General features: G+C 60.4%; 33 protein-coding genes. 30 read left to right on the top strand and 3 right to left on the bottom strand.

Annotated features, from left to right (window positions below; genetic code table 11):
* Positions 1-49: 49 nt before the first annotated feature.
* The gene (locus ACGYLQ_RS10715; protein WP_394442882.1) at positions 50-937 is read left to right on the top strand and encodes a DMT family transporter; all 888 of its coding nucleotides are present in this window, start codon (positions 50-52) and stop codon (positions 935-937) included.
* On the opposite strand, the gene ACGYLQ_RS10710 is transcribed toward ACGYLQ_RS10715, so the two are convergent.
* Positions 910-1,713 carry a putative rhamnosyl transferase gene (locus ACGYLQ_RS10710; RefSeq protein WP_394442879.1) on the bottom strand — a complete coding sequence of 268 codons (804 nt, stop codon included), beginning with the start codon at positions 1,711-1,713 and terminating at the stop codon, positions 910-912. The two genes, ACGYLQ_RS10715 and ACGYLQ_RS10710, sit on opposite strands and share 28 nt — an antisense overlap.
* 401 nt (positions 1,714-2,114) lie before the next feature.
* On the opposite strand from ACGYLQ_RS10710, the gene rpsL reads away from it, so the two are divergent.
* The 15 genes from rpsL (at position 2,115) to rplP (ending at position 14,830) form a co-directional block, all read left to right on the top strand.
* Complete coding sequence (gene rpsL / locus ACGYLQ_RS10705; protein ID WP_007118826.1) at positions 2,115-2,486, top strand: 30S ribosomal protein S12; 372 nt, start codon at positions 2,115-2,117, stop codon at positions 2,484-2,486.
* 87 nt (positions 2,487-2,573) lie between these two features.
* Positions 2,574-3,044 carry a 30S ribosomal protein S7 gene (rpsG, locus tag ACGYLQ_RS10700; RefSeq protein ID WP_067267956.1) on the top strand — a complete coding sequence of 157 codons (471 nt, stop codon included), beginning with the start codon at positions 2,574-2,576 and terminating at the stop codon, positions 3,042-3,044.
* A 65-nt stretch (positions 3,045-3,109) separates the two neighbouring features.
* Entirely contained in the window at positions 3,110-5,236 is a 2,127-nt protein-coding gene (gene fusA / locus ACGYLQ_RS10695; protein WP_209219795.1) for an elongation factor G, read from the top strand.
* A 93-nt stretch (positions 5,237-5,329) separates the two neighbouring features.
* Positions 5,330-6,505 (top strand): elongation factor Tu, encoded by a 1,176-nt coding sequence (tuf, locus tag ACGYLQ_RS10690; protein WP_067260569.1) that lies wholly within the window; start codon positions 5,330-5,332, stop codon positions 6,503-6,505.
* A gap of 430 nt (positions 6,506-6,935) precedes the next feature.
* On the top strand, positions 6,936-7,256 hold the full coding sequence (gene rpsJ, locus ACGYLQ_RS10685; protein ID WP_067267998.1) for a 30S ribosomal protein S10: 321 nt from the start codon (positions 6,936-6,938) through the stop codon (positions 7,254-7,256).
* A gap of 18 nt (positions 7,257-7,274) precedes the next feature.
* Positions 7,275-8,153, top strand: coding sequence for a 50S ribosomal protein L3 (gene rplC, locus ACGYLQ_RS10680; RefSeq protein ID WP_082852159.1), 879 nt, complete (start codon positions 7,275-7,277; stop codon positions 8,151-8,153).
* The gene (rplD, locus tag ACGYLQ_RS10675) at positions 8,150-8,767 is read left to right on the top strand and encodes a 50S ribosomal protein L4 (protein ID WP_067267960.1); all 618 of its coding nucleotides are present in this window, start codon (positions 8,150-8,152) and stop codon (positions 8,765-8,767) included. The genes rplC and rplD overlap by 4 nt, the downstream gene beginning before the upstream one ends.
* Positions 8,764-9,060, top strand: coding sequence for a 50S ribosomal protein L23 (locus ACGYLQ_RS10670; RefSeq protein WP_067267962.1), 297 nt, complete (start codon positions 8,764-8,766; stop codon positions 9,058-9,060). The genes rplD and ACGYLQ_RS10670 overlap by 4 nt, the downstream gene beginning before the upstream one ends.
* 398 nt (positions 9,061-9,458) lie before the next feature.
* Entirely contained in the window at positions 9,459-10,490 is a 1,032-nt protein-coding gene (locus ACGYLQ_RS10665) for a fatty acid desaturase (protein ID WP_394442876.1), read from the top strand.
* Between the two features lie 242 nt (positions 10,491-10,732).
* A complete protein-coding gene (locus tag ACGYLQ_RS10660; RefSeq protein ID WP_394442873.1) occupies positions 10,733-11,875 on the top strand; it encodes a PRC-barrel domain-containing protein in 1,143 nt (380 codons plus the stop codon).
* Between the two features lie 312 nt (positions 11,876-12,187).
* Positions 12,188-13,030, top strand: a complete 843-nt coding sequence (rplB, locus tag ACGYLQ_RS10655; RefSeq protein ID WP_067267965.1) for a 50S ribosomal protein L2 — start codon at positions 12,188-12,190, stop codon at positions 13,028-13,030.
* A 3-nt stretch (positions 13,031-13,033) separates the two neighbouring features.
* A complete protein-coding gene (gene rpsS / locus ACGYLQ_RS10650; RefSeq protein ID WP_067267967.1) occupies positions 13,034-13,312 on the top strand; it encodes a 30S ribosomal protein S19 in 279 nt (92 codons plus the stop codon).
* Between the two features lie 3 nt (positions 13,313-13,315).
* Positions 13,316-13,696 (top strand): 50S ribosomal protein L22, encoded by a 381-nt coding sequence (gene rplV, locus ACGYLQ_RS10645; RefSeq protein WP_067267968.1) that lies wholly within the window; start codon positions 13,316-13,318, stop codon positions 13,694-13,696.
* Positions 13,696-14,403 carry a 30S ribosomal protein S3 gene (gene rpsC / locus ACGYLQ_RS10640; RefSeq protein ID WP_067267970.1) on the top strand — a complete coding sequence of 236 codons (708 nt, stop codon included), beginning with the start codon at positions 13,696-13,698 and terminating at the stop codon, positions 14,401-14,403. Before rplV ends, rpsC begins: the two co-directional genes overlap by 1 nt.
* Positions 14,404-14,416: 13 nt before the next feature.
* On the top strand, positions 14,417-14,830 hold the full coding sequence (rplP, locus tag ACGYLQ_RS10635; protein ID WP_007118841.1) for a 50S ribosomal protein L16: 414 nt from the start codon (positions 14,417-14,419) through the stop codon (positions 14,828-14,830).
* Between the two features lie 72 nt (positions 14,831-14,902).
* On the opposite strand, the gene ACGYLQ_RS10630 is transcribed toward rplP, so the two are convergent.
* Both ACGYLQ_RS10630 and ACGYLQ_RS10625 read right to left on the bottom strand, forming a co-directional pair.
* Positions 14,903-15,457 (bottom strand): hypothetical protein, encoded by a 555-nt coding sequence (locus ACGYLQ_RS10630; RefSeq protein ID WP_394442871.1) that lies wholly within the window; start codon positions 15,455-15,457, stop codon positions 14,903-14,905.
* Between the two features lie 294 nt (positions 15,458-15,751).
* Positions 15,752-16,372 carry a TIGR02466 family protein gene (locus ACGYLQ_RS10625; RefSeq protein WP_394442868.1) on the bottom strand — a complete coding sequence of 207 codons (621 nt, stop codon included), beginning with the start codon at positions 16,370-16,372 and terminating at the stop codon, positions 15,752-15,754.
* Between the two features lie 181 nt (positions 16,373-16,553).
* Between ACGYLQ_RS10625 and rpmC the strand changes: the two genes are divergently transcribed.
* The 14 genes from rpmC to ACGYLQ_RS10555 all read left to right on the top strand — a co-directional run bounded on the left by rpmC (position 16,554) and on the right by ACGYLQ_RS10555 (position 23,967).
* Positions 16,554-16,757, top strand: coding sequence for a 50S ribosomal protein L29 (gene rpmC, locus ACGYLQ_RS10620; protein WP_209218384.1), 204 nt, complete (start codon positions 16,554-16,556; stop codon positions 16,755-16,757).
* A gap of 14 nt (positions 16,758-16,771) precedes the next feature.
* Complete coding sequence (gene rpsQ / locus ACGYLQ_RS10615) at positions 16,772-17,017, top strand: 30S ribosomal protein S17 (protein ID WP_067267977.1); 246 nt, start codon at positions 16,772-16,774, stop codon at positions 17,015-17,017.
* A 63-nt stretch (positions 17,018-17,080) separates the two neighbouring features.
* Complete coding sequence (rplN, locus tag ACGYLQ_RS10610; protein ID WP_005621870.1) at positions 17,081-17,449, top strand: 50S ribosomal protein L14; 369 nt, start codon at positions 17,081-17,083, stop codon at positions 17,447-17,449.
* Positions 17,450-17,451: 2 nt separating this feature from the next.
* Positions 17,452-17,763, top strand: a complete 312-nt coding sequence (gene rplX / locus ACGYLQ_RS10605; RefSeq protein ID WP_067267981.1) for a 50S ribosomal protein L24 — start codon at positions 17,452-17,454, stop codon at positions 17,761-17,763.
* Positions 17,756-18,319 carry a 50S ribosomal protein L5 gene (rplE, locus tag ACGYLQ_RS10600; protein ID WP_394442865.1) on the top strand — a complete coding sequence of 188 codons (564 nt, stop codon included), beginning with the start codon at positions 17,756-17,758 and terminating at the stop codon, positions 18,317-18,319. The genes rplX and rplE overlap by 8 nt, the downstream gene beginning before the upstream one ends.
* Positions 18,320-18,337: 18 nt before the next feature.
* Positions 18,338-18,643 carry a 30S ribosomal protein S14 gene (rpsN, locus tag ACGYLQ_RS10595; RefSeq protein WP_136720403.1) on the top strand — a complete coding sequence of 102 codons (306 nt, stop codon included), beginning with the start codon at positions 18,338-18,340 and terminating at the stop codon, positions 18,641-18,643.
* A 12-nt stretch (positions 18,644-18,655) separates the two neighbouring features.
* Positions 18,656-19,048: a 30S ribosomal protein S8 gene (rpsH, locus tag ACGYLQ_RS10590; RefSeq protein WP_067267987.1), complete on the top strand. Its 393-nt coding sequence runs from the start codon at positions 18,656-18,658 to the stop codon at positions 19,046-19,048.
* Positions 19,049-19,058: 10 nt separating this feature from the next.
* Complete coding sequence (gene rplF / locus ACGYLQ_RS10585; protein WP_067267988.1) at positions 19,059-19,592, top strand: 50S ribosomal protein L6; 534 nt, start codon at positions 19,059-19,061, stop codon at positions 19,590-19,592.
* Positions 19,593-19,603: 11 nt separating this feature from the next.
* Positions 19,604-19,963 (top strand): 50S ribosomal protein L18, encoded by a 360-nt coding sequence (rplR, locus tag ACGYLQ_RS10580; protein ID WP_067267990.1) that lies wholly within the window; start codon positions 19,604-19,606, stop codon positions 19,961-19,963.
* Between the two features lie 169 nt (positions 19,964-20,132).
* A complete protein-coding gene (rpsE, locus tag ACGYLQ_RS10575; protein ID WP_067267992.1) occupies positions 20,133-20,714 on the top strand; it encodes a 30S ribosomal protein S5 in 582 nt (193 codons plus the stop codon).
* Positions 20,715-20,716: 2 nt separating this feature from the next.
* Positions 20,717-20,905 (top strand): 50S ribosomal protein L30, encoded by a 189-nt coding sequence (gene rpmD, locus ACGYLQ_RS10570; RefSeq protein ID WP_067267994.1) that lies wholly within the window; start codon positions 20,717-20,719, stop codon positions 20,903-20,905.
* A 433-nt stretch (positions 20,906-21,338) separates the two neighbouring features.
* Positions 21,339-21,821 (top strand): 50S ribosomal protein L15, encoded by a 483-nt coding sequence (gene rplO / locus ACGYLQ_RS10565; RefSeq protein WP_394442862.1) that lies wholly within the window; start codon positions 21,339-21,341, stop codon positions 21,819-21,821.
* A 119-nt stretch (positions 21,822-21,940) separates the two neighbouring features.
* Positions 21,941-23,323 carry a preprotein translocase subunit SecY gene (gene secY / locus ACGYLQ_RS10560; protein ID WP_209218380.1) on the top strand — a complete coding sequence of 461 codons (1,383 nt, stop codon included), beginning with the start codon at positions 21,941-21,943 and terminating at the stop codon, positions 23,321-23,323.
* Entirely contained in the window at positions 23,320-23,967 is a 648-nt protein-coding gene (locus tag ACGYLQ_RS10555) for an adenylate kinase (RefSeq protein WP_271688297.1), read from the top strand. Before secY ends, ACGYLQ_RS10555 begins: the two co-directional genes overlap by 4 nt.
* The last annotated feature ends 24 nt before the right edge of the window (positions 23,968-23,991 follow it).

Genomic DNA, 23,991 nt, shown 5'->3' with positions numbered 1-23,991 from the left:
TCGGGGGCGGCACCGATATAAGCCGCACCATTTTTCCCGGAGCGCTTTCATGTCCCCCAATACCATCGGCGCACTGCTGATGATCGCCTCGATGGCCTGTTTCACGTTTAACGACACGCTGCTCAAAATGACCGACGGGGCGCTGCCCCTGTTTCAGCTATTGTTCCTGCGCGGGGTGACGACTTCGGTCCTGATCTTGGCCCTTAGTCGGCAGCTTGGTCGGATCGATTTTCGGCTGCAAGCGCGGGACTGGAAGGTCATCGGCCTGCGCTCGGTGGCCGAGATCGCGGCGGCATATTTCTTTCTCACCGCGTTGTTCAACATACCTTTGGCGAATGTCACCGCCATCCTTCAAGTCGTGCCGCTTTCGGTGACGCTGGCGGCAGCGCTGGTGTTCCGGCAGGCGGTCGGCTGGCGGCGTTTGGTCGCCATCGGCATTGGTTTCTGCGGCGTGCTGTTGATCGTCAAACCGGGGGCGGAAGGGTTCAATATCTGGTCGATCTACGTACTGATCGCCGTGCTTTGCGTGACGGTCCGTGACCTGTCGACCCGCGCATTGTCACCGGCGGTACCCTCGATGACCGTGACCTTGGTGACCGCCCTGTCGGTGATGACGGCGGCGGGCTTGGCGTCGCTGAGCGCGCCTTGGGCCCCGGTGACGCCCTCGATCGCGGCGCTGATTGGCGGCTCAGGGGTCTTTGTGCTAGGCGGCTATTTCTTCTCGATCCAAGTGATGCGGGTCGGCGATATCGGCTTCATCGCGCCGTTTCGCTACACCGGCCTGCTTTGGGCGCTCTTGCTGGGTTGGGTCGTCTTTGGTGACTGGCCGGGGGCCTTGACCCTCATCGGCGCGGGGATCGTGGTGGCCACGGGGGTCTTCACCCTCTACCGCGAGCGGAAGTTGAAGGTTCAGGCCGAGAAGACGCGCCGCACCTGAGTTTGATCGATAGCGAAACGCTCCTGAAACAGCGCTTCGCCTTCGGCATCCAGCGGGGCCACCTCCACATGCCGCGCGAGCCCCTGCCGCGAATCGTTCGAGCCGTTGTGGCTGCGCACGAACATAGCCGCATCGGGCAGGCTGACGCAGGGCATGAAGCGGGGCAATTTCTCATGGGCGAAGTTCATGATGGTGAGCGGGCTGCCGCCCTTCACATACATCGCAAGTGCCGCGACATTGAGCGGACGGTACACTTCGGCGGCGCGGATGCCCTGCGGGCCGAATTCCGCGATGTAGCCCTTGGGCCAGTCAAAGGTGACGGAGCGCTGGCCTTTCAGCAGACCCCCGCTTTGCGCGACCGTTTGGCGCAGCCGGGCGATGAAGTCGACCGAGACGGCATCATCGTCGTCGTAGCGGAATTGCAGACAGGGTTCGGCGGGATTGATCCGCGCGGCGTTGAGAACCTCCTTCATCACCTCGCGGTGGTTCCGGGGCGGCTCGCGGTGAATAACCGCCTGCGGCAAGTCGGCCAGCAGCGATTCGAGGCGTCGGGCGTGGGGCGCCGGGAGCTGGTCGCCGATGACGAAGACGATCGAGAAGTCCGGGTCGGTTTGGGCCTTGAGGCAGGGCAGGGCGACGGTTTCGAGCAGGCGGAAACGTTCCTCAAGCCGGGCCGCGTCATAGAGATAGGAGATGCGTTCCTCGGTGGTCTCGTGGCCGACCTGAAAGCCGCCCAAAGCCGGGTAGGAAAAACGGCAAAGGCCGATCGCTTGCATGGAGATTTCCTTCTGTCCTTCGCCGAACTATGGCGAGCGGGGCAGGGGAGTGGCAAGGGTGGAATGTGCGACCCGGGCCCGGAACCAAGCCGCAGGCGCCGGGCCATCGCCCGGCAAACCTCCGCGACCCCACCGGGGCGCACCTGTTGACAGGCCCCGCGCAACGCTCTATACGCCCGCTATCTCGGAGGTGGAGGCCGCTCTGCCAGTCCGAATTCATAACTGAAGTGGTCACGATCCGGCCTACTACTGGCCCGATCCTCTGTTAACCCACCGCGTCGTTTTCCTCGGTACGGGAACGTTGCGGTCATTTTGCTTTGTGGACGCATGAAGTAACCGAAATTAGCCGCATGGGGGATCCCCCGTGTACACAATCTGAGCGATACGGGGATATAACCGGAATGCCAACGATCCAACAGCTGATCCGCAAGCCGCGGCAGCCGAAAGTCAAACGTTCGAAATCCATGCACCTGCAGGAGTGCCCGCAAAAGCGCGGCGTCTGCACACGCGTGTACACCACCACACCGAAAAAGCCGAACTCGGCGATGCGTAAGGTTGCCAAGGTGCGCCTGACCAACGGGTTCGAAGTGATCTCCTACATCCCGGGTGAGAGCCACAACCTTCAGGAACACTCCGTGGTTCTGATCCGCGGCGGTCGTGTAAAAGACCTTCCGGGTGTGCGTTACCACATCCTGCGCGGTGTTCTTGATACGCAGGGCGTGAAAGACCGTAAGCAGCGTCGTTCGAAGTACGGCGCGAAGCGTCCGAAGTAATCTCGCACCGGTGGGGCCCGCCCCCGCCGATCCACCCGATGTTCGGTGGGGCCACGCCCCACCACCCGCCAAGAGGAAGACACTGACATGTCACGCCGCCACGCCGCTGAAAAACGCGAAGTCCTGCCAGACGCCAAATACGGCGATCTGGTTCTCACCAAATTCATGAACAACCTGATGATCGACGGCAAGAAATCTGTCGCCGAGCGTATCGTCTACAACGCGATGACCCGCGTCGAAGACAAGATCAAGCGCGCGCCGATCGAAGTGTTCCACGAAGCGCTGGAAAACATCCAGCCCTCCGTCGAAGTCCGCTCGCGCCGTGTGGGTGGTGCCACCTATCAGGTGCCGGTCGAAGTGCGCCCCGAGCGCCGTCAGGCGCTGGCGATCCGCTGGTTGATCAAAGCCGCCCGTGCGCGTAACGAAAACACCATGGAAGAACGCCTTGCCGGCGAACTGCTGGACGCTGTGCAGTCCCGTGGTACCGCTGTTAAAAAGCGCGAAGATACGCACAAGATGGCCGACGCGAACAAAGCGTTCAGCCACTACCGCTGGTAATCTCAACGTCGCGCCCGGTTTCGGGCGCGATCCGTTCGTACTGATATTTTCGAGGAAGCAGCCCCATGGCACGCGACTATCCGCTCCAACGCTACCGCAACTTCGGCATCATGGCTCACATTGATGCCGGCAAAACCACTTGTTCCGAACGCATCCTGTTCTACACCGGCAAAAGCCACAACATTGGTGAGGTGCATGACGGCGCCGCAACCATGGACTGGATGGAGCAGGAACAAGAGCGCGGCATCACCATTACCTCCGCCGCGACCACCACTTTCTGGCAGCGTCAGGAAGAGCCCACAGCCGATGCGACATCCGACACCAAGTTCCGGATGAACATCATCGACACCCCCGGCCACGTTGACTTCACCATCGAAGTTGAGCGTTCGCTGGCCGTTCTCGACGGCGCGGTTGCCGTTCTCGACGCCAACGCCGGTGTTGAGCCGCAGACCGAAACCGTTTGGCGTCAGGCTGACCGCTACAAGGTGCCGCGCATCGTTTTCGTCAACAAGATGGACAAGATCGGCGCGGACTTCTTCAACTGCGTGCACATGATCAAGGACCGCACAGGCGCCACGCCTGCTCCGATCCAGATCCCGATCGGCGCAGAGAACGAGCTGGAAGGCATCGTCGACCTCGTGACCATGAAAGAATGGGTTTGGGCCGGTGAAGACCTCGGTGCCGCCTGGGAACAGCGCGAGATCCGTGACAGCCTGAAAGAGACCGCCGACGAATGGCGTGCCAAGCTCATCGAGACCGCGGTCGAGATGGACGACGAGGCGATGGAAAACTACCTGATGGACGGCGCCGAGCCCGACGTCGACACCCTGCGCGACCTGATCCGCAAGGGTACTCTGGCCATCAAATTCATCCCCGTTCTCTGTGGCTCCGCCTTCAAGAACAAAGGTGTTCAGCCGCTCTTGAACGCCGTGATCGACTATCTGCCCAGCCCGCTGGACGTTGTCGACTACATGGGCTTCAAGCCGGGCGACGAGACCGAGACCCGCAACATCCCGCGCCGCGCGGATGACGACATGGCGTTCTCGGGTCTGGCGTTCAAAATCATGAACGACCCCTTCGTCGGCTCGCTGACCTTCACCCGCATCTACTCGGGCGTTCTGCGCAAGGGCGACACGCTTCTGAACTCGACCAAGGGTAAGAAAGAGCGCGTCGGTCGTATGATGATGATGCACTCCAACAACCGCGAAGAAATCGAAGAGGCCTTCGCGGGCGACATCATCGCGCTGGCGGGTCTCAAGGACACAACCACCGGTGACACGCTCTGCGCGCAGAACGATCCGGTCGTCCTCGAAACCATGACCTTCCCCGATCCGGTGATCGAGATCGCGGTCGAGCCTAAGACCAAGGCCGACCAGGAAAAGATGTCTGCAGGTCTGGCCCGTCTGGCCGCCGAAGACCCCTCTTTCCGCGTCGAGACCGATCTGGAATCCGGTCAGACCATCATGAAGGGCATGGGCGAACTTCACCTCGACATCCTCGTCGACCGTCTGAAGCGCGAATTCAAGGTTGAAGCGAACATCGGTGCGCCGCAGGTGGCTTACCGTGAGACCATCAGCCGCGAAGCCGAAATCACCTACACCCACAAGAAGCAGTCGGGTGGTTCGGGTCAGTTCGGTGAGGTCAAGATGATCCTGACGCCGACCGAGCCGGGCGAAGGTTATTCCTTCGAGAGCCGCATCGTCGGTGGTGCCATTCCCAAGGAATACATCCCGGGCGTGGAAAAGGGTATCAAGTCGGTTCTGGACTCCGGTCCGCTGGCGGGCTTCCCGGTCATCGACTTCAAGGTTGCCCTGATCGACGGTAAGTTCCACGACGTTGACTCCAGTGTTTTGGCCTTCGAAATCGCCGCCCGTATGGGTATGCGCGAAGGCATGAAGAAAGCTGGCGCCAAGCTGCTGGAACCGATCATGAAGGTCGAAGTTGTGACTCCGGAAGAATACACCGGTGGCATCATCGGTGACCTGACATCCCGTCGGGGCCAGGTGCAGGGTCAAGATACGCGCGGCAATGCCATCGCGATCGACGCCTTCGTGCCGCTGGCCAACATGTTCGGCTACATCAACACCCTGCGTTCGATGTCGTCGGGTCGTGCGAACTTCACCATGCAGTTCGACCACTACGAACCCGTGCCGCAGAACATCTCGGACGAGATTCAGGCCAAGTTCGCTTAAGGAAATCGGCGCGTGGGAAACCGCGCGCCGACCCAAATCGTTGGGTGTGTGCTGCGCATACACCATTGAGAAAGACCAAAAGGAGCCAACACCATGGCAAAGGCAAAGTTTGAACGCACCAAACCGCACGTCAACATCGGCACGATCGGCCACGTTGACCACGGTAAAACCACGCTGACCGCGGCGATCACCAAATATTTCGGTGACTTCCAAGCGTATGACCAGATCGACGGCGCGCCCGAAGAGAAGGCCCGCGGCATCACCATCTCGACCGCGCACGTCGAGTATGAGACCGAGAACCGTCACTACGCCCACGTCGACTGCCCCGGCCACGCTGACTATGTGAAAAACATGATCACCGGTGCGGCGCAGATGGACGGCGCGATCCTGGTTGTGAACGCGGCCGACGGCCCGATGCCCCAGACCCGCGAGCACATCCTGCTTGGCCGTCAGGTTGGCATCCCCGCCATGGTCGTCTTCATGAACAAAGTTGACCAGGTTGACGACGAAGAACTGCTCGAGCTCGTCGAGATGGAAATCCGCGAACTGCTGTCCTCCTACGACTACCCCGGCGACGACATCCCCGTCGTTGCAGGTTCCGCTCTGGCGGCGATGGAAGGCAACAAGCCCGAGATCGGTGAAGAGTCGATCAAGAAGCTGATGGCCGAAGTTGACGCCTACATCCCGACACCTGAGCGTGCCGTGGACCAGCCCTTCCTGATGCCCGTCGAAGACGTCTTCTCGATCTCCGGCCGTGGTACCGTTGTGACGGGCCGTGTCGAGCGTGGCGTGATCAACGTTGGCGACGAAATCGAAATCGTCGGCATCCGCGACACCAAGAAAACCACCTGCACCGGCGTGGAAATGTTCCGCAAGCTGCTGGACCGTGGTGAAGCCGGCGACAACATCGGCGCCCTGCTGCGCGGCGTTGAGCGTGACGGCGTTGAGCGTGGTCAGGTTCTCTGCAAGCCCGGCTCCGTGACCCCGCACACCAAGTTCGAAGCCGAAGCCTATATCCTCACCAAAGAGGAAGGTGGCCGTCACACGCCGTTCTTCGCGAACTACCGTCCGCAGTTCTACTTCCGTACAACTGACGTGACCGGCACCGTTCAGCTGGCAGAAGGCACCGAGATGGTCATGCCCGGCGACAACGTGTCCTTCGGCGTTGAGCTGATCGCACCGATCGCCATGGAAAACGGCCTGCGCTTCGCGATCCGCGAAGGTGGCCGGACTGTTGGCGCGGGCGTCGTTTCCAAAATCACTGAGTGATTTTGAAACGGACCCGGTGGGCGGCAGTCGCTCCGCAGGAGCGATGAGAGCCCACCCCCTGGCCTGACCGGGGACCACGGTTCAGATATTCGAAAGGCCGCAGCGTCTGCTGCGGCCTTTTGCTTTGGCGGGAGAGGGGCCTGCGGAGTGCGCGTGATACGGGGGGGGGGACGGCGCGTTTATTGGTTGTGATTGAACGCTGACGGGGTGCGCGGTCACGCCGTGTCCGGCATGACTTTGCGCACTGGTTCTAAAAACACGGGGGTTTTTAGAACCCTCTTGCCACTTGCTTTGATTCCCCCTATAGGACGCGCATCGAACCGGGGTGCGTTAGACGCGCCCCGTTTGATTTATTACCAAGGCGCGAAGAGGGGGCCGGATGAGCCTGCTTCCTCCAATCCGTTAGAATCCCAAAACAAGGGATATGCATATGGCCGTTCAAAGCCAGAACATCCGCATTCGCCTGAAGGCGTTTGACTACCGGGTGCTCGATGCCTCCACTCAGGAAATCGTCAGCACCGCCAAGCGCACAGGCGCTTCGGTTCGCGGTCCCATTCCGCTGCCGAACAAGATCGAGAAATTCACCGTTCTGCGTGGCCCCCACGTCGACAAGAAATCCCGTGACCAGTTTGAAATCCGCACGCACAAGCGTCTGCTGGATATCATCGATCCGACCCCCCAGACCGTGGACGCGCTGATGAAGCTCGACCTCGCCGCTGGCGTGGACGTCGAGATCAAGCTGCAATCGTAAAGCCGGGAGGGTAATCATATGTTGCGCTCAGGCGTTATTGCAAAAAAAGTCGGCATGACCCGGCTGTTCATGGAAGACGGCAAGCAGATCCCTGTGACCGTTCTTCAGTTGGACAAGCTTCAGGTTGTCGCACAGCGCACCGCGGACCGTGACGGCTACACCGCCGTTCAGCTCGGTGCCGGTTCGGCGAAAGCCAAACGTACAAGCCAAGCCATGCGTGGTCACTTTGCCGCGGCGAAAGTGGAACCAAAGCGCAAGCTGGCCGAATTCCGCGTCGACGCGGACGCGATGATCAACGTCGGTGAGGAAATCACCGCTGACCATTACTTCGCCGGTCAGTATGTCGACGTTGCGGGCACCTCCATCGGTAAAGGTTTTGCCGGTGCGATGAAGCGTCACAACTTCGGCGGTCTGCGCGCCTCGCACGGTGTGTCGATCTCCCACCGTTCGCACGGCTCCACAGGCCAGTGTCAGGATCCCGGCAAGGTTTTCAAAGGTAAGAAAATGGCCGGTCACATGGGTGCTGCCCGTGTCACCACGCAGAACCTCGAAGTCGTCAAGACAGACAGCGCGCGTGGCCTGATCATGGTCAAAGGCGCCGTTCCCGGCTCCAAAGGTGGCTGGGTCACCGTCAAGGATGCGGTCAAAAAGCCGTTCCCCGAAGACGCGATTCTGCCCGCCGCTCTGAAATCCGCCGCTGACGAAGCTGCGAAAGCCGCCGAAGAGGCCGCCGCCGCAGCCGCGGCAGAGGCAGAAGCCGAAGCCAAGCGTTTGGCCGAAGAGCAAGCCGCACAGGAAGCTGAAGCGCTGAAAGCCGCAGAAGCCGAAATCGCAGCTGAAGGTTCGGATGCCGACAATTCCGATGCCGACGCTGACAAGAAAGAAGGTGACGCATGAAACTCGATGTCATCAAACTCGACGGTGGCAAAGCCGGGTCCGTAGACCTGGACGAAGCCCTGTTCGGCCTGGAGCCGCGTGCCGACATCCTGCACCGCGTCGTGCGCTGGCAGCGTAACAACGCACAGCAGGGTACGCACAAGGTCAAGACCCGGTCCGAGACCAGCTACTCGACCAAGAAGATCTATCGCCAGAAGGGCACCGGCGGCGCACGCCACGGTGACCGCAACGCGCCGATCTTCCGCAAGGGTGGTATCTACAAGGGTCCGACCCCGCGCAGCCACGGCCACGAGCTGACCAAGAAGTTCCGCAAGCTGGGCCTGCGCCATGCGCTGTCCGCCAAAGCAAAAGCCGGTTCGCTGGTCATCATCGACGAAGCAACTTCCGAGGGCAAAACCGCCGCTCTGGCCAAGCAGGTCTCGAACCTGGGCTGGAAACGCGCGCTGGTCATCGATGGCGCTTCGGTCAACGAGAACTTCGCACAGGCCGCGCGCAACATCGATGGGTTGGACATCCTGCCGTCGATGGGCGCAAACGTCTATGACATCCTCAAGCGTGACACTCTGGTGATCACCAAAGCGGGGATCGAAGCATTGGAGGCACGCCTGAAATGAGCGCCAAGCATCAACACTACGACGTGATCCGCAAGCCGGTCATCACCGAGAAGGCAACCATGGCGTCCGAACAGAACGCCGTCGTCTTTGAAGTCGCGATCGACAGCAACAAGCCGATGATCAAAGAGGCCGTCGAGGCGCTCTTCAACGTCAAGGTGAAGGCCGTGAACACGACCATCACCAAAGGCAAGGTCAAGCGTTTCCGGGGCCAGATGGGCCGCCGCAAAGACGTGAAAAAGGCCTATGTGACGCTCGAAGAGGGCAACACAATCGACGTCTCCACCGGGCTCTGAGTGCCGGTTAGACATTTGGAAAAGGCCTCCGCATTGCGGGGGCCTTTTTCGTTTCGGGGATGCGCCGGGGCCCGGGACAAGCCGCAGGCGCCGGGCCATCGCCTGCCCGCCCGGACGGGTAGGCGATTTGGTGAGGCTGGACGTGACCTCGCAAAAGCATATCTCGGTTGAACCATAAAGTGGCACCAAGGTCCGTCAGATCGCCGACCCGCGGGCAGGCGCTGGCCCTCGGAGCATGAATGCCACCCCGGCCATGGACTAGCCACAGGCTCAACCCTCCCCCCAAAGCAGGCTGTTTCCAGCCTAAATGCCGCGACGTAACGGCAAAGGGTGACGCGGGCGTTGCTTGCGGCGTGCTTTCCTCTACAAGACCTCGGATAACGACAAAAAGCAGGTCCATGTCCCACGAAAAATCTACCTCCGGCGCGTCTGCGGACGTGTCGAACGCGCGCGACTGGGTGCGCGTGCTGGCCCGTTACCGCGAGCCGAGCACTTGGCGCAGCAGTTTTGAACTGGCGATCACGCTCGGCCCCTTCATCCTCCTTTGGGCGCTGGCTTGGTGGGCGCTCTCAGTCAGCGGCTGGTTGGCGCTCGCGATCTCGCTGGTGAACGCGGGCTTCTTGCTGCGGCTCTTCGCGATCCAACACGACTGCGGCCATGCGGCCTTTTTCAGCAGCCGCCGCACCAGCGATTGGGTGGGCCGCGTGCTCGGGGTGCTGACGCTGACGCCCTATGACGTATGGCGTCGCACCCATTCGATTCACCACTCCTCGGCCGGGAACCTTGGCCGGCGCGGCATTGGCGATATCCACACGCTCACGGTTGCGGAGTATCGCGCGCTTGGGCTGTTCGGGCGGCTGCATTACCGCCTGTATCGGAACCCGATCGTGCTTTTTGGTCTTGGGCCGACCTATCTGTTCTTCGTGCAGAACCGCGTGCCACTGGGGCTGATGGCGCAGACCCGCTATTGGCTGAGCGCGATGGGCACCAATCTGACGATCCTCGCAGCACTTGCGGTGATCTTCTATTTCGGGGGGATCATGCCCATTCTGCTGATCTTCGTGCCCAGCACCCTTCTGGCGGCCACGGCGGGCATGTGGTTGTTCTATGTGCAGCACCAGTTCGAGACGACCCATTGGGAAGAGAACGACGCTTGGGACCTGCATGATGCGGCCTTTCACGGCTCTTCGCATTACATCCTGCCGCGTCCCCTGCAGTGGCTCAGCGCCAATATCGGCATACACCATGTGCACCACCTCTACAGCCGCATTCCCTTCTATCGCCTGCCGGAAGTGCTGCGCGATCATGTCGCCTTGGCGGAGGGGAACCGGATGACCATCCGCGAGAGCCTCGCCAACGCGCGGCTGCATCTGTGGGATGAGAAAAGCAAGCGCCTGTTGTCTTTCGCGCAGGCGCGCCGGGTCGCCTGAAGCCGCAGGATTTGGCTATGATCTAGGCCCCCGCTTTGGCGGGGGTCTTTGCGTTTGGGGGGATGTCATTACCTTGGCGCGATCCTCTCGGCTGCGCGTTCAATCATGCGGCGACCCCGGAAAAGTTCCGAAAAAAAGCCATCAATTTTCTTGGAACAGAGCAGAAAACTGCCGGTTGTCTCACCGTGGAAGACGGGGTGCTTCGCGCCTCACTTATCTTAAACGAACACGGGAGAGACCTAATGATCTATACCAAAACACTCATGGCTGGCGTATCCGCCGTTGCCCTTTTCGCGGCCGCTCCGGTTCTGGCGCAGGATGCGACAGAGAACGTGGAAGAGACCATCGAGCGCAACGCCGAAGTTGAAGCCGAGATGGAAGCCGAAGTCGAAGGTGGCACAGCCGCGACCGCGAATGTTGCTGGCGGCCAAGTGGTTGTCGAGCAGGAGGACGCCGAAGTTGACGTGACCGTTCCCGAGCCCGATGTGGACGTCTCGCAGGACGCACCCGTGGTGACTGTTGAGCAGGGCCAGCCCGAAGTGAACGTCGCCGTTCCCGAGCCGACCGTTCGCGTGCAGCAGCAAGCGCCGATCATCACCGTTGAGCAGGCACAGCCGCAGGTTACCGTGCGCATCCCCGAGCCGGTCGTGACCGTGCAGGTGCCGAAGCCGCAGGTTGACGTGGACACCGGCGAGCCGATCGTTGATCTGGAGCAGCCCGAACCCGTTGTGAAGTTCGTGCGCCCCGAGCCGAAAGTGACCATCGAAGAAGCCGAGCCGCGCGTGACCGTTGAGCAGGCCGAAGCCGATGTGAACGTGGCCGAATCCGAAGAAGCCCGCGTCGACGTTGAGCAGCAAGAAGCAAACGTGAACGTGCAGCAGGGCGAAGACGCGAATGTCGTCGTCGAAGAAGCCGAAGCACCGCAGGTCGATGTTGAAGGTGCCGAAGGTGCCGAGATCGACGTCGAGCAAGAGCAAGCGCGCGTCCTGATGGAAGATTTCAACGCGGACGAGCAGGGCAATATGGCCGAAGAAGACCGTGCCCGCTATCAGGAGAACGTGCAGCGTCTGCCGATCTTCAACCTGACCGCCGAAGAACTGACTGGCCGCAGCGTTGCCACCGAGACCGGTGAAGATGTTGGCGAGATCGACTTTATCGGCGTCCGTGGTGACACCGTTGTTGCGATCATCGGCGTCGGTGGTTTCCTTGGTATGGGCGAAAACGAAGTCGCCATTCCGGTTGAGAAGCTGATCATGCGTGAAGACGAAGTCATCGTTCCCGGCGTGACCGAAGAGCGTCTGGAAAGCATGCCGGAATTCAACGAAGCCGAAGTTGAAATCCTCGACCCCGGTATGCGTCTGGCCGAGAGCGTTGGCCTTGACTAATACCCACCTTGGGTAACTGTTAAACCAATAGAAGAAGGCGCTTCGGCGCCTTCTTTTCTTTTGTAGGGGGCAGGGGAGAGGATTTTCGCCATGCCCACTGGACGGGCTGTTGCGAACCTGTTAGGTCGCCACATCGGCTCAGACCCCGGATTCGTCCGGGGTTTGGCTATTTGAACGATCCCGGTGGTTGGGATGCCTGCCTCGCAAGAGATTTAGACCCATCCACCACTCCCACAGGGGACCTTCGGGGCCCTATAACCAACGCGCTTTCACCTCGGTGCGAGCGTGCCTAGCAAACGGAAGACAGAGAACATGGCACTCAAGTCGTACAAACCGACGACGCCAGGCCAGCGTGGACTGGTACTGATCGACCGTTCGGAGCTGTGGAAAGGCCGCCCGGTCAAAGCCCTTACTCAGGGTCTGACCAAATCCGGTGGCCGGAACAACACCGGACGAATCACAATGCGTCGTACAGGTGGTGGTGCAAAGCGCCTCTACCGTATCGTTGATTTCAAGCGTAACAAGCTGGACATGTCCGCTGTTGTCGCGCGGATCGAATATGACCCCAACCGCACAGCCTTCATCGCACTGATCCAGTACGAAGACGGCGAACAGGCCTACATCCTGGCCCCGCAGCGTTTGGCCATCGGCGACAAGATCATCGCCGGCGCCAAAGTGGACATCAAGCCCGGCAACGCGATGCCTTTCTCGGGCATGCCGATCGGTACGATCGTCCACAACATCGAGATGAAGCCCGGCAAAGGCGGTCAGATCGCCCGTGCCGCCGGCACCTACGCCCAGTTCGTGGGTCGTGACGGTGGCTACGCTCAGATCCGTCTGAGCTCTGGCGAGCTGCGTCTCGTGCGTCAGGAATGCATGGCCACCGTTGGTGCCGTCAGCAACCCCGACAACTCCAACCAGAACTACGGTAAAGCGGGTCGCATGCGTCACAAGGGCATCCGTCCTTCTGTGCGTGGTGTGGTGATGAACCCGATCGACCACCCGCACGGCGGTGGTGAAGGCCGGACCTCTGGTGGTCGTCACCCGGTTACTCCTTGGGGTAAGCCGACGAAGGGTGCCAAGACCCGCAACAAGAACAAAGCGTCCAGCAAGCTTATCATCCGCTCGCGTCACGCCAAGAAGAAGGGGCGTTAATCAATGGCTCGTTCAGTATGGAAAGGTCCTTTTGTTGACTCTTATGTCCTCAAAAAGGCAGAGGCTTCCCGTGAGGGCGGCCGTAACGAAGTGATCAAGATCTGGTCGCGCCGCAGCACGATCCTGCCCCAGTTCGTGGGTCTGACGTTCGGCGTCTACAACGGTCACAAGCACATTCCTGTCAACGTCAGCGAAGAAATGATCGGTCAGAAGTTCGGTGAATACTCCCCGACTCGCACCTACTACGGTCATGCCGCCGACAAAAAAGCGAAGCGGAAATAAGCCATGAGCAAGGATAAGAATCCCCGCCGCGTGGCAGACAACGAAGCAATGGCAAAGCTGCGCATGCTTCGTACGAGCCCGCAGAAACTGAACCTGGTTGCTGCCCTCATCCGTGGCAAGTCCGTGGACAAGGCGCTGACCGACCTGACCTTCTCCAAGAAGCGGGTCGCGCAGGACGTGAAGAAATGCCTTCAGTCCGCCATCGCCAACGCGGAAAACAACCACAACCTGGACGTCGATGAGCTGATCGTGGCCGAGGCCTATGTCGGCAAGAACCTGACCATGAAGCGCGGTCGCCCGCGTGCCCGTGGCCGGTTCGGCAAGATCATCAAGCCGTTTGCCGAGATCACGATCAAAGTGCGTCAAGTTGAGGAGCAAGCCTGATGGGTAACAAAGTCAATCCGATCGGTATGCGCCTTCAGGTGAACCGCACCTGGGACAGCCGCTGGTACGCCGACACCAAGGATTACGGTGATCTTCTGCTCGAAGACCTCGCAATCCGCGACTTCATCAAGAAAGAGTGCCACCAGGCCGGTGTTGCCCGTGTGATCATCGAGCGTCCGCACAAGAAGTGCCGCGTCACGATCCACACAGCACGCCCCGGCGTCATCATCGGCAAGAAAGGCGCGGACATCGAGACGCTGCGCCAGAAGATTGCCAAGATGACCAACTCGGAACTGCACCTCAACATCGTTGAGGTCCGCAAGCCCGAGCTGGACGCACATCTGGTTGGTGAGAGCATTGCACAGCAGCTGGAGCGCCGGGTGTCTTTCCGCCGCGCCATGAAACGTGCCGTGCAGAACGCCATGCGCATGGGCGCACTGGGCATCCGCGTGAACCTCGCGGGTCGTCTGGGTGGTGCCGAGATCGCGCGTACCGAATGGTACCGCGAAGGTCGCGTGCCGCTGCACACATTGCGTGCCGACATCGATTACGCGCATGTCGAGGCGTCCACCGCCTACGGCATCATCGGGATCAAGACCTGGATCTTCAAAGGCGAGATCATGGAACACGATCCCGCCGCGCGTGACCGCAAGGCACAGGAACTCCAAGACGGCCCAGCACCTCGCGGTGCCGGCGGTCGTCGCTAAGGGGGAATGAGAAATGCTTCAACCAAAGCGTACTAAATTCCGCAAGCAGTTCAAAGGCTCGATCAAGGGTCTGGCGAAGGGCGGGTCTGACCTGAACTTCGGCACCTACGGCCTGAAGGCGCTGCAGCCGGAGCGGGTTACAGCCCGTCAAATCGAAGCGGCACGCCGCGCCATGACGCGTCACATGAAGCGTCAGGGCCGTGTCTGGATCCGCATCTTCCCGGATGTTCCGGTAACCTCCAAGCCCGTCGAAGTTCGTATGGGTAAAGGTAAAGGTTCCGTCGACTTCTGGGCCGCCAAGGTCAAGCCGGGCCGCATCATGTTCGAGATCGACGGTGTCGGCGAAGACGTGGCGCGCGAAGCCCTGCGTCTGGCAGCCATGAAGCTGCCGATCAAAACCCGGGTCGTGGTTCGCGAGGACTGGTAAGCCCGAAGCCCCGCAAGGGGCGGCTGAGAGAAAGGAAACCCCCGTCGAGCGATCGGCGGGGGTTTTGCTTTGTCAGTCTTCGCGGTCCAGCGCGAGCCAGAGTTTCCCGCCCCGGTAGCTGCCCTTCACCAGATGGCCCGGGGTGCTGATCTCGGGGTGGGCCTCGCTCCAATCCCGGAACTGGTCCCGGCTGACGATCCGGCCGCGGTGATCGCGGGCCGCTTTCAAAATGTAGGGATCGGCGGGCGTCCCCTTCGGCACGACCATCACGCGGCTTGCGGGCAGGTCAAGCTGGCTGCTCAACGCCTTGTCATGTTGGTACCGGCCAATGAGGCGGTATCCCGCGTTGGCGTCGAAGACCACGCAGGGGGTTAGCCCGCGCGCGCGAAGTTCGTCCACCACTTCGCGCACGGCGCGGATGTCGGGTGCTCCGGTTTTCCAGAACATGACGTTGGAGCCGTCGACGATGACCCAGTCTTTGCGCCCCCGGCGGAGCGACCGCAGGAGGAGGATCGCGCTGGCGATGGCGCAGGGCAGGGCGATGAGCAGCAGGTCGCGGAATGTGGGGTACAGGAGGGCGGCGACCGTGGCGGCGGCTGAGGCGAGGAAGAGCAGGCGGAGAAACATGGCGATGCGAATGACCTTTTGAAAGCGTTCAACTGTCGGTCAAGTTTTCCATCAGGGCAAGAAGCCTGTCACTGCCACCCGGCCCGATCCGCGCCGCAGGCGCCGGGCCATCGCCTGCCCGCCCGTCACGCCATAGGCGTGCCAGAATATACGAGGCGCACCTTTGGTGCGACCGGGTAGGCGATTTGGTAGAGTTGGGCGCTACTTCGCGGGCGCACATCATGGTTAAGAGATAAAGTGACACGAGGCACCGTTGGATCGCCCACCCGCGGGCAGGCGATGCCCCTCAGTCTTTTACGCCCAATTGTAGTTAAAACTCACCGAAACCCGATCTTCCTCAATCATGTTCATCGGCACCTCGTGCCTCAGCCAGCTTTCCCACAGCAGCACGTCCCCGGCTTCGGGCGCGACGTAGATGAAGGGTCGCAGTTCCTCGCGCGCGTCCTTCATCCGGCCCGGCGCGGCCATCATCATCGGCAGGCGCGGGTCTTCGAAACGGATCGCACTGGCGCCCTCGGGCATGGTCACATAGGTCGTGCCCGAGATCACCGAATGCGGGTGGATATGCGAGGTATGGATGCCGCCTTCGGGCAGGATGTTCAGCCAAAGCGAGTCGAGCACCAATTTACGCTCACCAAGATCGAATTCGAGATCCTTGGCAAAGGCCGCGACATGTTTGTCGAGCGATTTGACCAAATCCTTAAAGATTGGAAAGCGGTAGGGCAGGTCAGCCAGCGAGGCATAAGAGGTGTAGCCCGCATAGCCATTCTCTTCGCACCAGTCCTGACCGGCCTCATCATCCTCGGCAATCGAGAAGCAAGAGGCGGCCAGTTCATCGGTGTCGATAGGCTTGCCATGGTCCGACAGGGCGGCATGATAGAGGCGGGTGGCGAAAAGCGATTTGATGTTTGACATGGCTCCTCCTTACGCCGAACATACCCCCATCGCCAGCCTATTTGCGCCAAAAGCGCAGATGCGGGCCAACGGGGGTTGCCATGTGCGACCTCAACGCGTATTGGCACCTTTCATCATGAACTCCACCAGAATCATGGTCACCCTGACAGGGGCCTACTGGTGATGTTGAAAGGAAGAGGCCGTGAAAGCCAGCGAACTGCACGACAAGACGCCGGACCAGCTCCGCGACGAGCTTGTGAACCTGAAAAAAGAATCCTTCAACTTGCGTTTCCAGCAGGCCACCGGCCAGCTGGAGAACTCCGCACGTCTGAAGACTGTTAAGCGTGACGTGGCCCGTGTCCACACCGTGCTGAACCAGAAAGCCGCTGCTGCGGCAGCCGAATAATAGGAGCCTGAAACATGCCCAAGCGTATCCTTACAGGCACCGTGACATCGGACGCCAACGCACAAACAGTTTCCGTTTCCGTAGAGCGCCGCTTTACGCATCCGGTTCTGAAAAAGACCATCCGTAAGTCCAAGAAGTACCGGGCTCACGATGAGAACAACACGTTCAAGGTGGGCGACACTGTGCGCATCATCGAATGTGCCCCCAAGTCGAAAACCAAACGTTGGGAAGTTCTGACTTCGGACAAAGCCGAGGCCTGAGCCCCTTAAACGAAACCCTGGGATGAGGGCCGCATCGCCCCCCAGAAGGTCGGGAGAAACCAAATGATCCAGATGCAGACCAACCTGGATGTTGCTGACAACAGCGGCGCGCGCCGTGTTCAGTGCATCAAGGTCCTGGGTGGTTCCAAGCGTAAGTACGCGTCCGTCGGCGACATCATCGTCGTGTCGGTCAAGGAAGCCATCCCGCGTGGTCGTGTGAAAAAGGGCGACGTCCGCAAGGCCGTCGTCGTTCGCACCGCCAAGGAAGTTCGTCGTGAAGATGGCACCGCCATCCGCTTTGACCGCAACGCCGCTGTTATCCTGAATAACAACAACGAGCCGGTCGGCACCCGTATCTTCGGGCCGGTCGTTCGTGAGCTGCGCGCGAAGAACTTCATGAAAATCATCTCGCTCGCTCCGGAGGTGCTGTAATCATGGCTGCTAAACTTCGCAAAGGTGACAAGGTCATCGTCCTGTCCGGCAAGGACAAAGGCAAGACGGGCACCATCTCGTCCGTGGACCCCAAGTCGAACAAGGCCATCGTTGACGGCGTGAAAATCGCCATCCGCGCCACGCGCCAGACACAGACATCTCAAGGCGGCCGCATCCCCAAGGCGATGCCGATCGACCTGAGCAACCTCGCACTGGTGGATGCCAATGGCAAAGCCACCCGCGTGGGTTTCAAAATCGAAGGCGACAAGAAAGTGCGCTTTGCCAAGACCACGGGGGACGTGATCGATGCTTGATACCGCAACCTACACACCCCGCCTTCAGGCCGAATACCGCGAGAAGATCCGCGCCGCCCTGAAAGAGGAATTCGGCTACAAGAACGACATGATGATCCCCAAGCTGGACAAGATCGTTCTGAACATCGGCTGCGGTGCCGAAGCCGTGCGCGACAGCAAAAAAGCCAAGTCGGCTCAGGAAGACCTGACCGCGATTGCAGGCCAGAAGGCTCTGACAACCGTGGCCAAGAAATCCATCGCTGGTTTCCGCGTGCGCGAGGACATGCCCTTGGGTGCGAAAGTGACCCTGCGTGGCGACCGTATGTACGAATTCCTTGACCGTCTGATCACGATCGCAATGCCCCGTATCCGCGACTTCCGCGGCATCTCGGGCAAAAGCTTCGACGGCCGTGGCAACTACGCCATGGGCTTGAAAGAGCATATCGTGTTCCCCGAAATCGACTTCGACAAAGTTGACGAGACTTGGGGTCTGGACATCGTGATCGCCACCACGGCGAAAACCGACGCTGAAGCCAAGGCGCTGTTGAAAGCATTCAACATGCCCTTCAATTCATAAGCGCGGGAAGGATTAGAAATGGCTAAGAAATCCATGATTGAGCGCGAGAAGAAGCGCGAAGCACTGGTTAAGAAGTACGCTGACAAGCGCGCGGCTCTGAAAGAGATCGTGAGCGACGAAAGCAAACCGATGGAAGAGCGTTTCCGCGCTTCCCTGAAACTGGCGAAACTGCCGCGCAACAGCTCTGCTGTGCGTCTGCACAACCGTTGCCAGCTGACGGGCCGCCCGCACGCCTACTATCGTAAACTGAAAATTTCGCGGATCGCGCTGCGGGACCTTGGCTCTTCCGGCCAGATTCCCGGCATGGTCAAGTCGAGCTGGTAAGGAGCGCATCAGATGAACGATCCTATCGCAGATATGCTGACACGCATCCGTAACTCTTCGCTGCGCGGCAAATCCACCGTCATGACACCGGCTTCCAAGCTGCGTGCATGGGTTCTGGACGTGCTGGCCGACGAAGGCTACATCCGCGGCTACGAAAAAGTCACGGGCGCCGATGGCCACCCCGCCATCGAGATCAGCCTCAAGTACTACGAAGGCGAACCTGTTATTCGCGAGCTGAAGCGGGTTTCCAAGCCCGGTCGCCGCGTCTACATGGCCGTCAATGACATTCCCGTCGTCCGTCAGGGCCTCGGTGTGTCGATTGTCTCCACCTCCAAAGGTGTGATGTCGGACGCATCTGCACGGTCTGCCAATGTTGGCGGCGAAGTGCTCTGCACCGTATTCTAAGGAGAAGACAATGTCTCGTATCGGTAAGAAACCAGTCGCTATGCCTTCGGGTGTCTCGGCAGAGGTGAGCGGTCAGACCATCGAAGTGAAGGGCCCCAAGGGCACCCGCAGCTTCCGTGCCACTGATGACGTGAGCCTCGCGGTCGAAGACAACGCAATCACTGTGACACCGCGCGGCAAGTCCAAGCGCGCCCGTCAGCAGTGGGGCATGTCCCGCACCATGATCGAAAACCTGGTGACCGGCGTCACCACGGGCTTCAAGAAAGAGCTTGAAATCCAGGGTGTTGGTTATCGTGCGGCCATGAACGGCAACACGCTGAAACTGAACCTCGGCTTGAGCCACGATGTCGACTACGTTGCGCCCGAGGGCGTGACCGTGACGGCACCCAAGCAGACCGAAATCGTTGTGGAAGGCATCGACGAACAGCTCGTTGGTCAGGTTGCCGCGAACATCCGCGCATGGCGCAAGCCCGAGCCCTATAAGGGCAAAGGCATCCGCTATAAGGGCGAGTTCATCTTCCGCAAAGAAGGCAAGAAGAAGTAAGGAACGGATTGATGGCAAATACCAAACGACAGCTGTTCCTGAAGCGCCGCATGCGCGTTCGGAACAAACTCCGCAAAGTCAACGCCGGGCGTCTTCGCCTGTCGGTACACCGTTCGTCCAAGAACATCTCGGCCCAGCTGATCGACGATGTGAACGGCGTGACACTGGCCTCCGCCTCCTCCATGGAGAAGGATCTGGGCGTGGTTGGCAAAAACAACATCGAAGCAGCGACGAAAGTCGGTGCCGCGATTGCCGAACGTGCCAAGAAAGCTGGCGTCGAAGAAGCATACTTCGACCGTGGCGGCTTCCTCTTCCACGGCAAGGTGAAGGCTCTTGCCGAAGCCGCGCGTGAAGGCGGTTTGAAGATCTGATTGTGCGGTGCGTGGGCAACCACGCACCCGCTTTCATACGAAGGCTATGCCCCGTGCATAGCTCTCCTGCGAAGAGGGCCGGGAAGGCCCTCTCGATGATCCGGGGGCCTTGGGCTCACCAGGATTGATCCTAAGGGCCGGTAAGGCCATAGAAAAAGGAAGATGCCAGATGGCAAGAGATGACAACCGTGGGGGCAACCGCCGCAACCAACGCGACGAGACCCCGGAATTCGCTGACCGTCTGGTCGCGATCAACCGCGTGTCCAAGACCGTTAAGGGTGGTAAGCGTTTCGGCTTCGCCGCACTCGTGGTCGTGGGCGATCAGAAAGGCCGCGTCGGCTTTGGTAAGGGTAAAGCGAAAGAAGTACCCGAGGCCATCCGCAAGGCGACCGAGCAAGCCAAGCGTCAGATGATCCGCGTTCAACTGCGCGAAGGCCGCACCCTGCACCACGATATGCATGGTCGCCACGGCGCTGGCCGCGTCATCATGCGCACAGCACCTGAAGGTACCGGTATCATCGCCGGTGGTCCGATGCGTGCCGTGTTCGAGATGCTGGGCGTGAAAGACGTTGTGTCCAAATCGGTCGGTTCGCAGAACCCCTACAACATGATCCGCGCCACTTTGGACGGTCTGAAGAAAGAGCAATCGCCCCGTTCCGTCGCGCAGCGTCGCGGCAAGAAAGTGGCTGACATTCTGCCCAAGCGTGAAGACAACGTAGAGTCCTCCGCTCAAGTGGCTGAGGAGGCATAAGCATGGCCAAGACACTCGTAATCAAGCAGGTCGGTTCGCCGATCCGCCGCCCCGCCAAACAGCGCGCAACGCTGGTCGGCCTCGGCCTCAACAAAATGGGTCGCACCCGTGAGTTGGAAGATACTCCTTCCGTGCGCGGCATGATCAACAAGGTCTCGCATATGGTCGAGATCGTTGAAGAGAAAGGCTGAACTTAGGGTTCAGCGATAGGGTGGGGGACCATCCTACGAGAGCGCCTCGCAGGGAACTGCGGGGCGTTTTGCGTTGTGGGGCAGGGTGGGGCGTTTCGTGGGGCCGCAGGCCCGGAAACAAGCCTAAGGCGCCGGGCCATCGGCTGCGCGTACCGGCAGGCTGGCGATTTGGTGGGGGTGGGCACGACCCTGATAGAGTACACTTTCGCTGTACCATGAAGTGGGTCGGATAGCCGTTAAGATCGACTCCCCCACGGACAGGCGCTGACCCTCGTGGCGGCGCAAAAAGCCCTAGGCGCCATGCCCCCCTTGTCACGCCCCCCGCCATCCCCTATACGCCCCCGGTGGCCCATGTTGGGTCGCAATGGAATCGCAACGCCGCGTTTGGCCACTCCCGTCGCTGGGGGCCATTTCCGGCATAAGGAGAAGCGACATGAAACTGCACGAACTTTCCGACAACGAAGGCGCAGCCAAGAAGCGTATGCGCGTTGGCCGTGGTCCCGGCTCTGGCAAGGGTAAAATGGGTGGCCGTGGTATCAAGGGTCAGAAGTCCCGCTCGGGTGTGAGCATCAACGGCTACGAAGGCGGCCAGATGCCCATCTACCAGCGTCTGCCCAAGCGCGGCTTCAACAAGCCGAACCGCAAATCCTTCGCTGTCGTCAACCTGGGCCTGATCCAGAAATTCATCGACGCGAAGAAACTCGACGCCGGTAACACCATCGACGCCGCAGCGCTGGTCGCTTCCGGTCTGGTCCGTCGTGAGCTGGACGGTATCCGCGTTCTGGCCAAGGGTGACATCACCTCCAAGATCGACCTGGACGTCGCTGGCGCTTCCAAGTCCGCCATCGAGGCGGTCGAGAAGGCAGGCGGCAAGGTGACCGTGACCGCCCCCAAGGCGGCCGAGGCATCCGAGTAAAGCGGCCTTAAGGCTTGTGAGCGGCGCGCCAGCCGCTTACATAACCTCAAGTTTTCCCGAACGCCGCCCGCCGGAAAACGGCCCGGGCGGCGTTTTCGCAACAAAAGAAGAGACCCCTCATGGTATCTGCCGTCGAAAACATGGCCGCGAACACGAGCTGGTCCGCATTGGGCAAGGCAACAGACCTGCGCAACCGGATTCTGTTCACGCTCGGGCTGCTTATCGTTTACCGCCTTGGCACCTTCATTCCGGTTCCCGGCATCGACGGTGGCGCGCTGCGTGACTTTATGGAGAGCGCGGGCCAAGGCATCGGCGGCATGGTGTCGATGTTCACCGGCGGCGCGCTTGGCCGGATGGGTATCTTCGCTCTGGGCATCATGCCCTATATCTCGGCCTCGATCATCGTTCAGCTGCTGACCTCCATGGTGCCTGCGCTGGAACAGCTCAAGAAAGAGGGTGAGCAGGGGCGCAAGAAGATCAACCAATACACACGCTACGGCACCGTGGCGCTGGCGACTTTGCAGTCCTATGGCCTTGCCGTGAGCCTCCAGGCCGGTGACATCGTGGCCGACGGCCAGATGGGCTTCGGCTTTATCGCTGCCTGTATGATTACCCTCGTGGGCGGCACCATGTTCCTGATGTGGCTGGGTGAGCAGATCACCGCGCGCGGCATCGGCAACGGCATTTCGCTGATCATCTTCGTGGGCATCATCGCCGAGGTTCCCGCCGCCATAGCGCAGTTCTTTGCCTCGGGCCGTTCGGGCGCCATCAGCCCCGCCGTCATCGTGGGCGTCTTGGTCATGGTGATCGCGACGATCATGTTCGTGGTCTTCATGGAGCGCGCGCTGCGCAAGATCCACATTCAGTATCCCCGCCGCCAAGTCGGGATGAAGATGTACGACGGCGGCACCAGCCACCTGCCGGTGAAGGTAAACCCCGCGGGCGTGATCCCGGCGATCTTCGCCTCCTCGCTGCTGCTGCTGCCGGTCACCGTCAGCACCTTCTCGGGCAATTCCACCAGCCCGGTGATGTCTTGGCTCTTGGCGAACTTCGGCCCCGGCCAGCCGCTTTACCTGCTGTTCTTCGTGGGCATGATCGTCTTCTTCGCCTATTTTTATACCTTCAACGTCAGCTTCAAACCCGATGACGTGGCCGACAACCTGAAGAACCAGAACGGCTTTGTGCCCGGCATCCGCCCCGGCAAGCGCACCGCCGAATATCTGGAGTATGTGGTCAACCGCATCCTCGTCCTCGGCTCGGCCTATCTGGCGGCGGTCTGTGTTCTGCCCGAGATTCTGCGCGGTCAGTTCGCCATTCCCTTCTACTTCGGTGGCACATCGGTGCTGATTGTCGTCTCGGTCACCATGGACACAATCCAACAGGTTCAGAGCCATCTGCTGGCGCATCAGTATGAAGGTCTGCTTGAGAAGTCTCAGCTGCGCGGCAAGGGCGCGGGCAAAGGCAAAGGTACACGCAAGAAACGGAGCCCCGTACGTCGATGAATATTATCCTACTCGGGCCTCCGGGCGCAGGCAAAGGCACCCAAGCACGTCATCTGGTCGAGACCCGCAACATGGTTCAGCTGTCCACTGGCGACATGCTGCGTGAAGCCAAGGACAGCGGCACGGAGATGGGCAAGATCGTGGCCGACGTGATGGACCGCGGCGCGCTCGTCACCGATGAAATCGTCATCGGTCTGATCCGCGAAAAGCTCACCGACAAGGCCGAGCATGGCGGCTTTATCTTTGACGGCTTCCCCCGCACGCTGGCGCAGGCCGATGCGCTGGCCGATCTGATGGCGCAAGAGGGCCAGACCCTCGACGCTGTGATCGAGATGAAGGTCGACGATGAGGCGCTGGTCGCGCGCATCACTGCCCGTTCCACCTGCGCAAGCTGCGGCGAGGTTTATAACGACCTGACCAAACCGATCCCCGAAGATGGTAAATGCACCAACTGCGGCGGGACCGAGTTCAAGCGCCGCGCGGACGACAATGAGGAAAGCCTCAAGACACGTCTGATGGCCTATTACAAACAGACCTCTCCGCTGATCGGCTACTACTATGCCAAAGACATGCTCAGCGGCGTGAACGGTCTGGGCCAGATCGAAGAAGTGCGCGGCGCAATTGCGCAGGTTCTCGACAAGTGATTTCCCGGCAGCGCGGGGCAGGGG

The sequence above is a fragment of the Sulfitobacter sp. 1A12779 genome, from assembly GCF_043557315.1.
Taxonomy (GTDB): Bacteria; Pseudomonadota; Alphaproteobacteria; order Rhodobacterales; family Rhodobacteraceae; genus Sulfitobacter; species Sulfitobacter faviae.
Note: the sequence above shows the minus strand (reverse complement) of the source record. Positions and strands in the feature narration are given on the sequence as shown.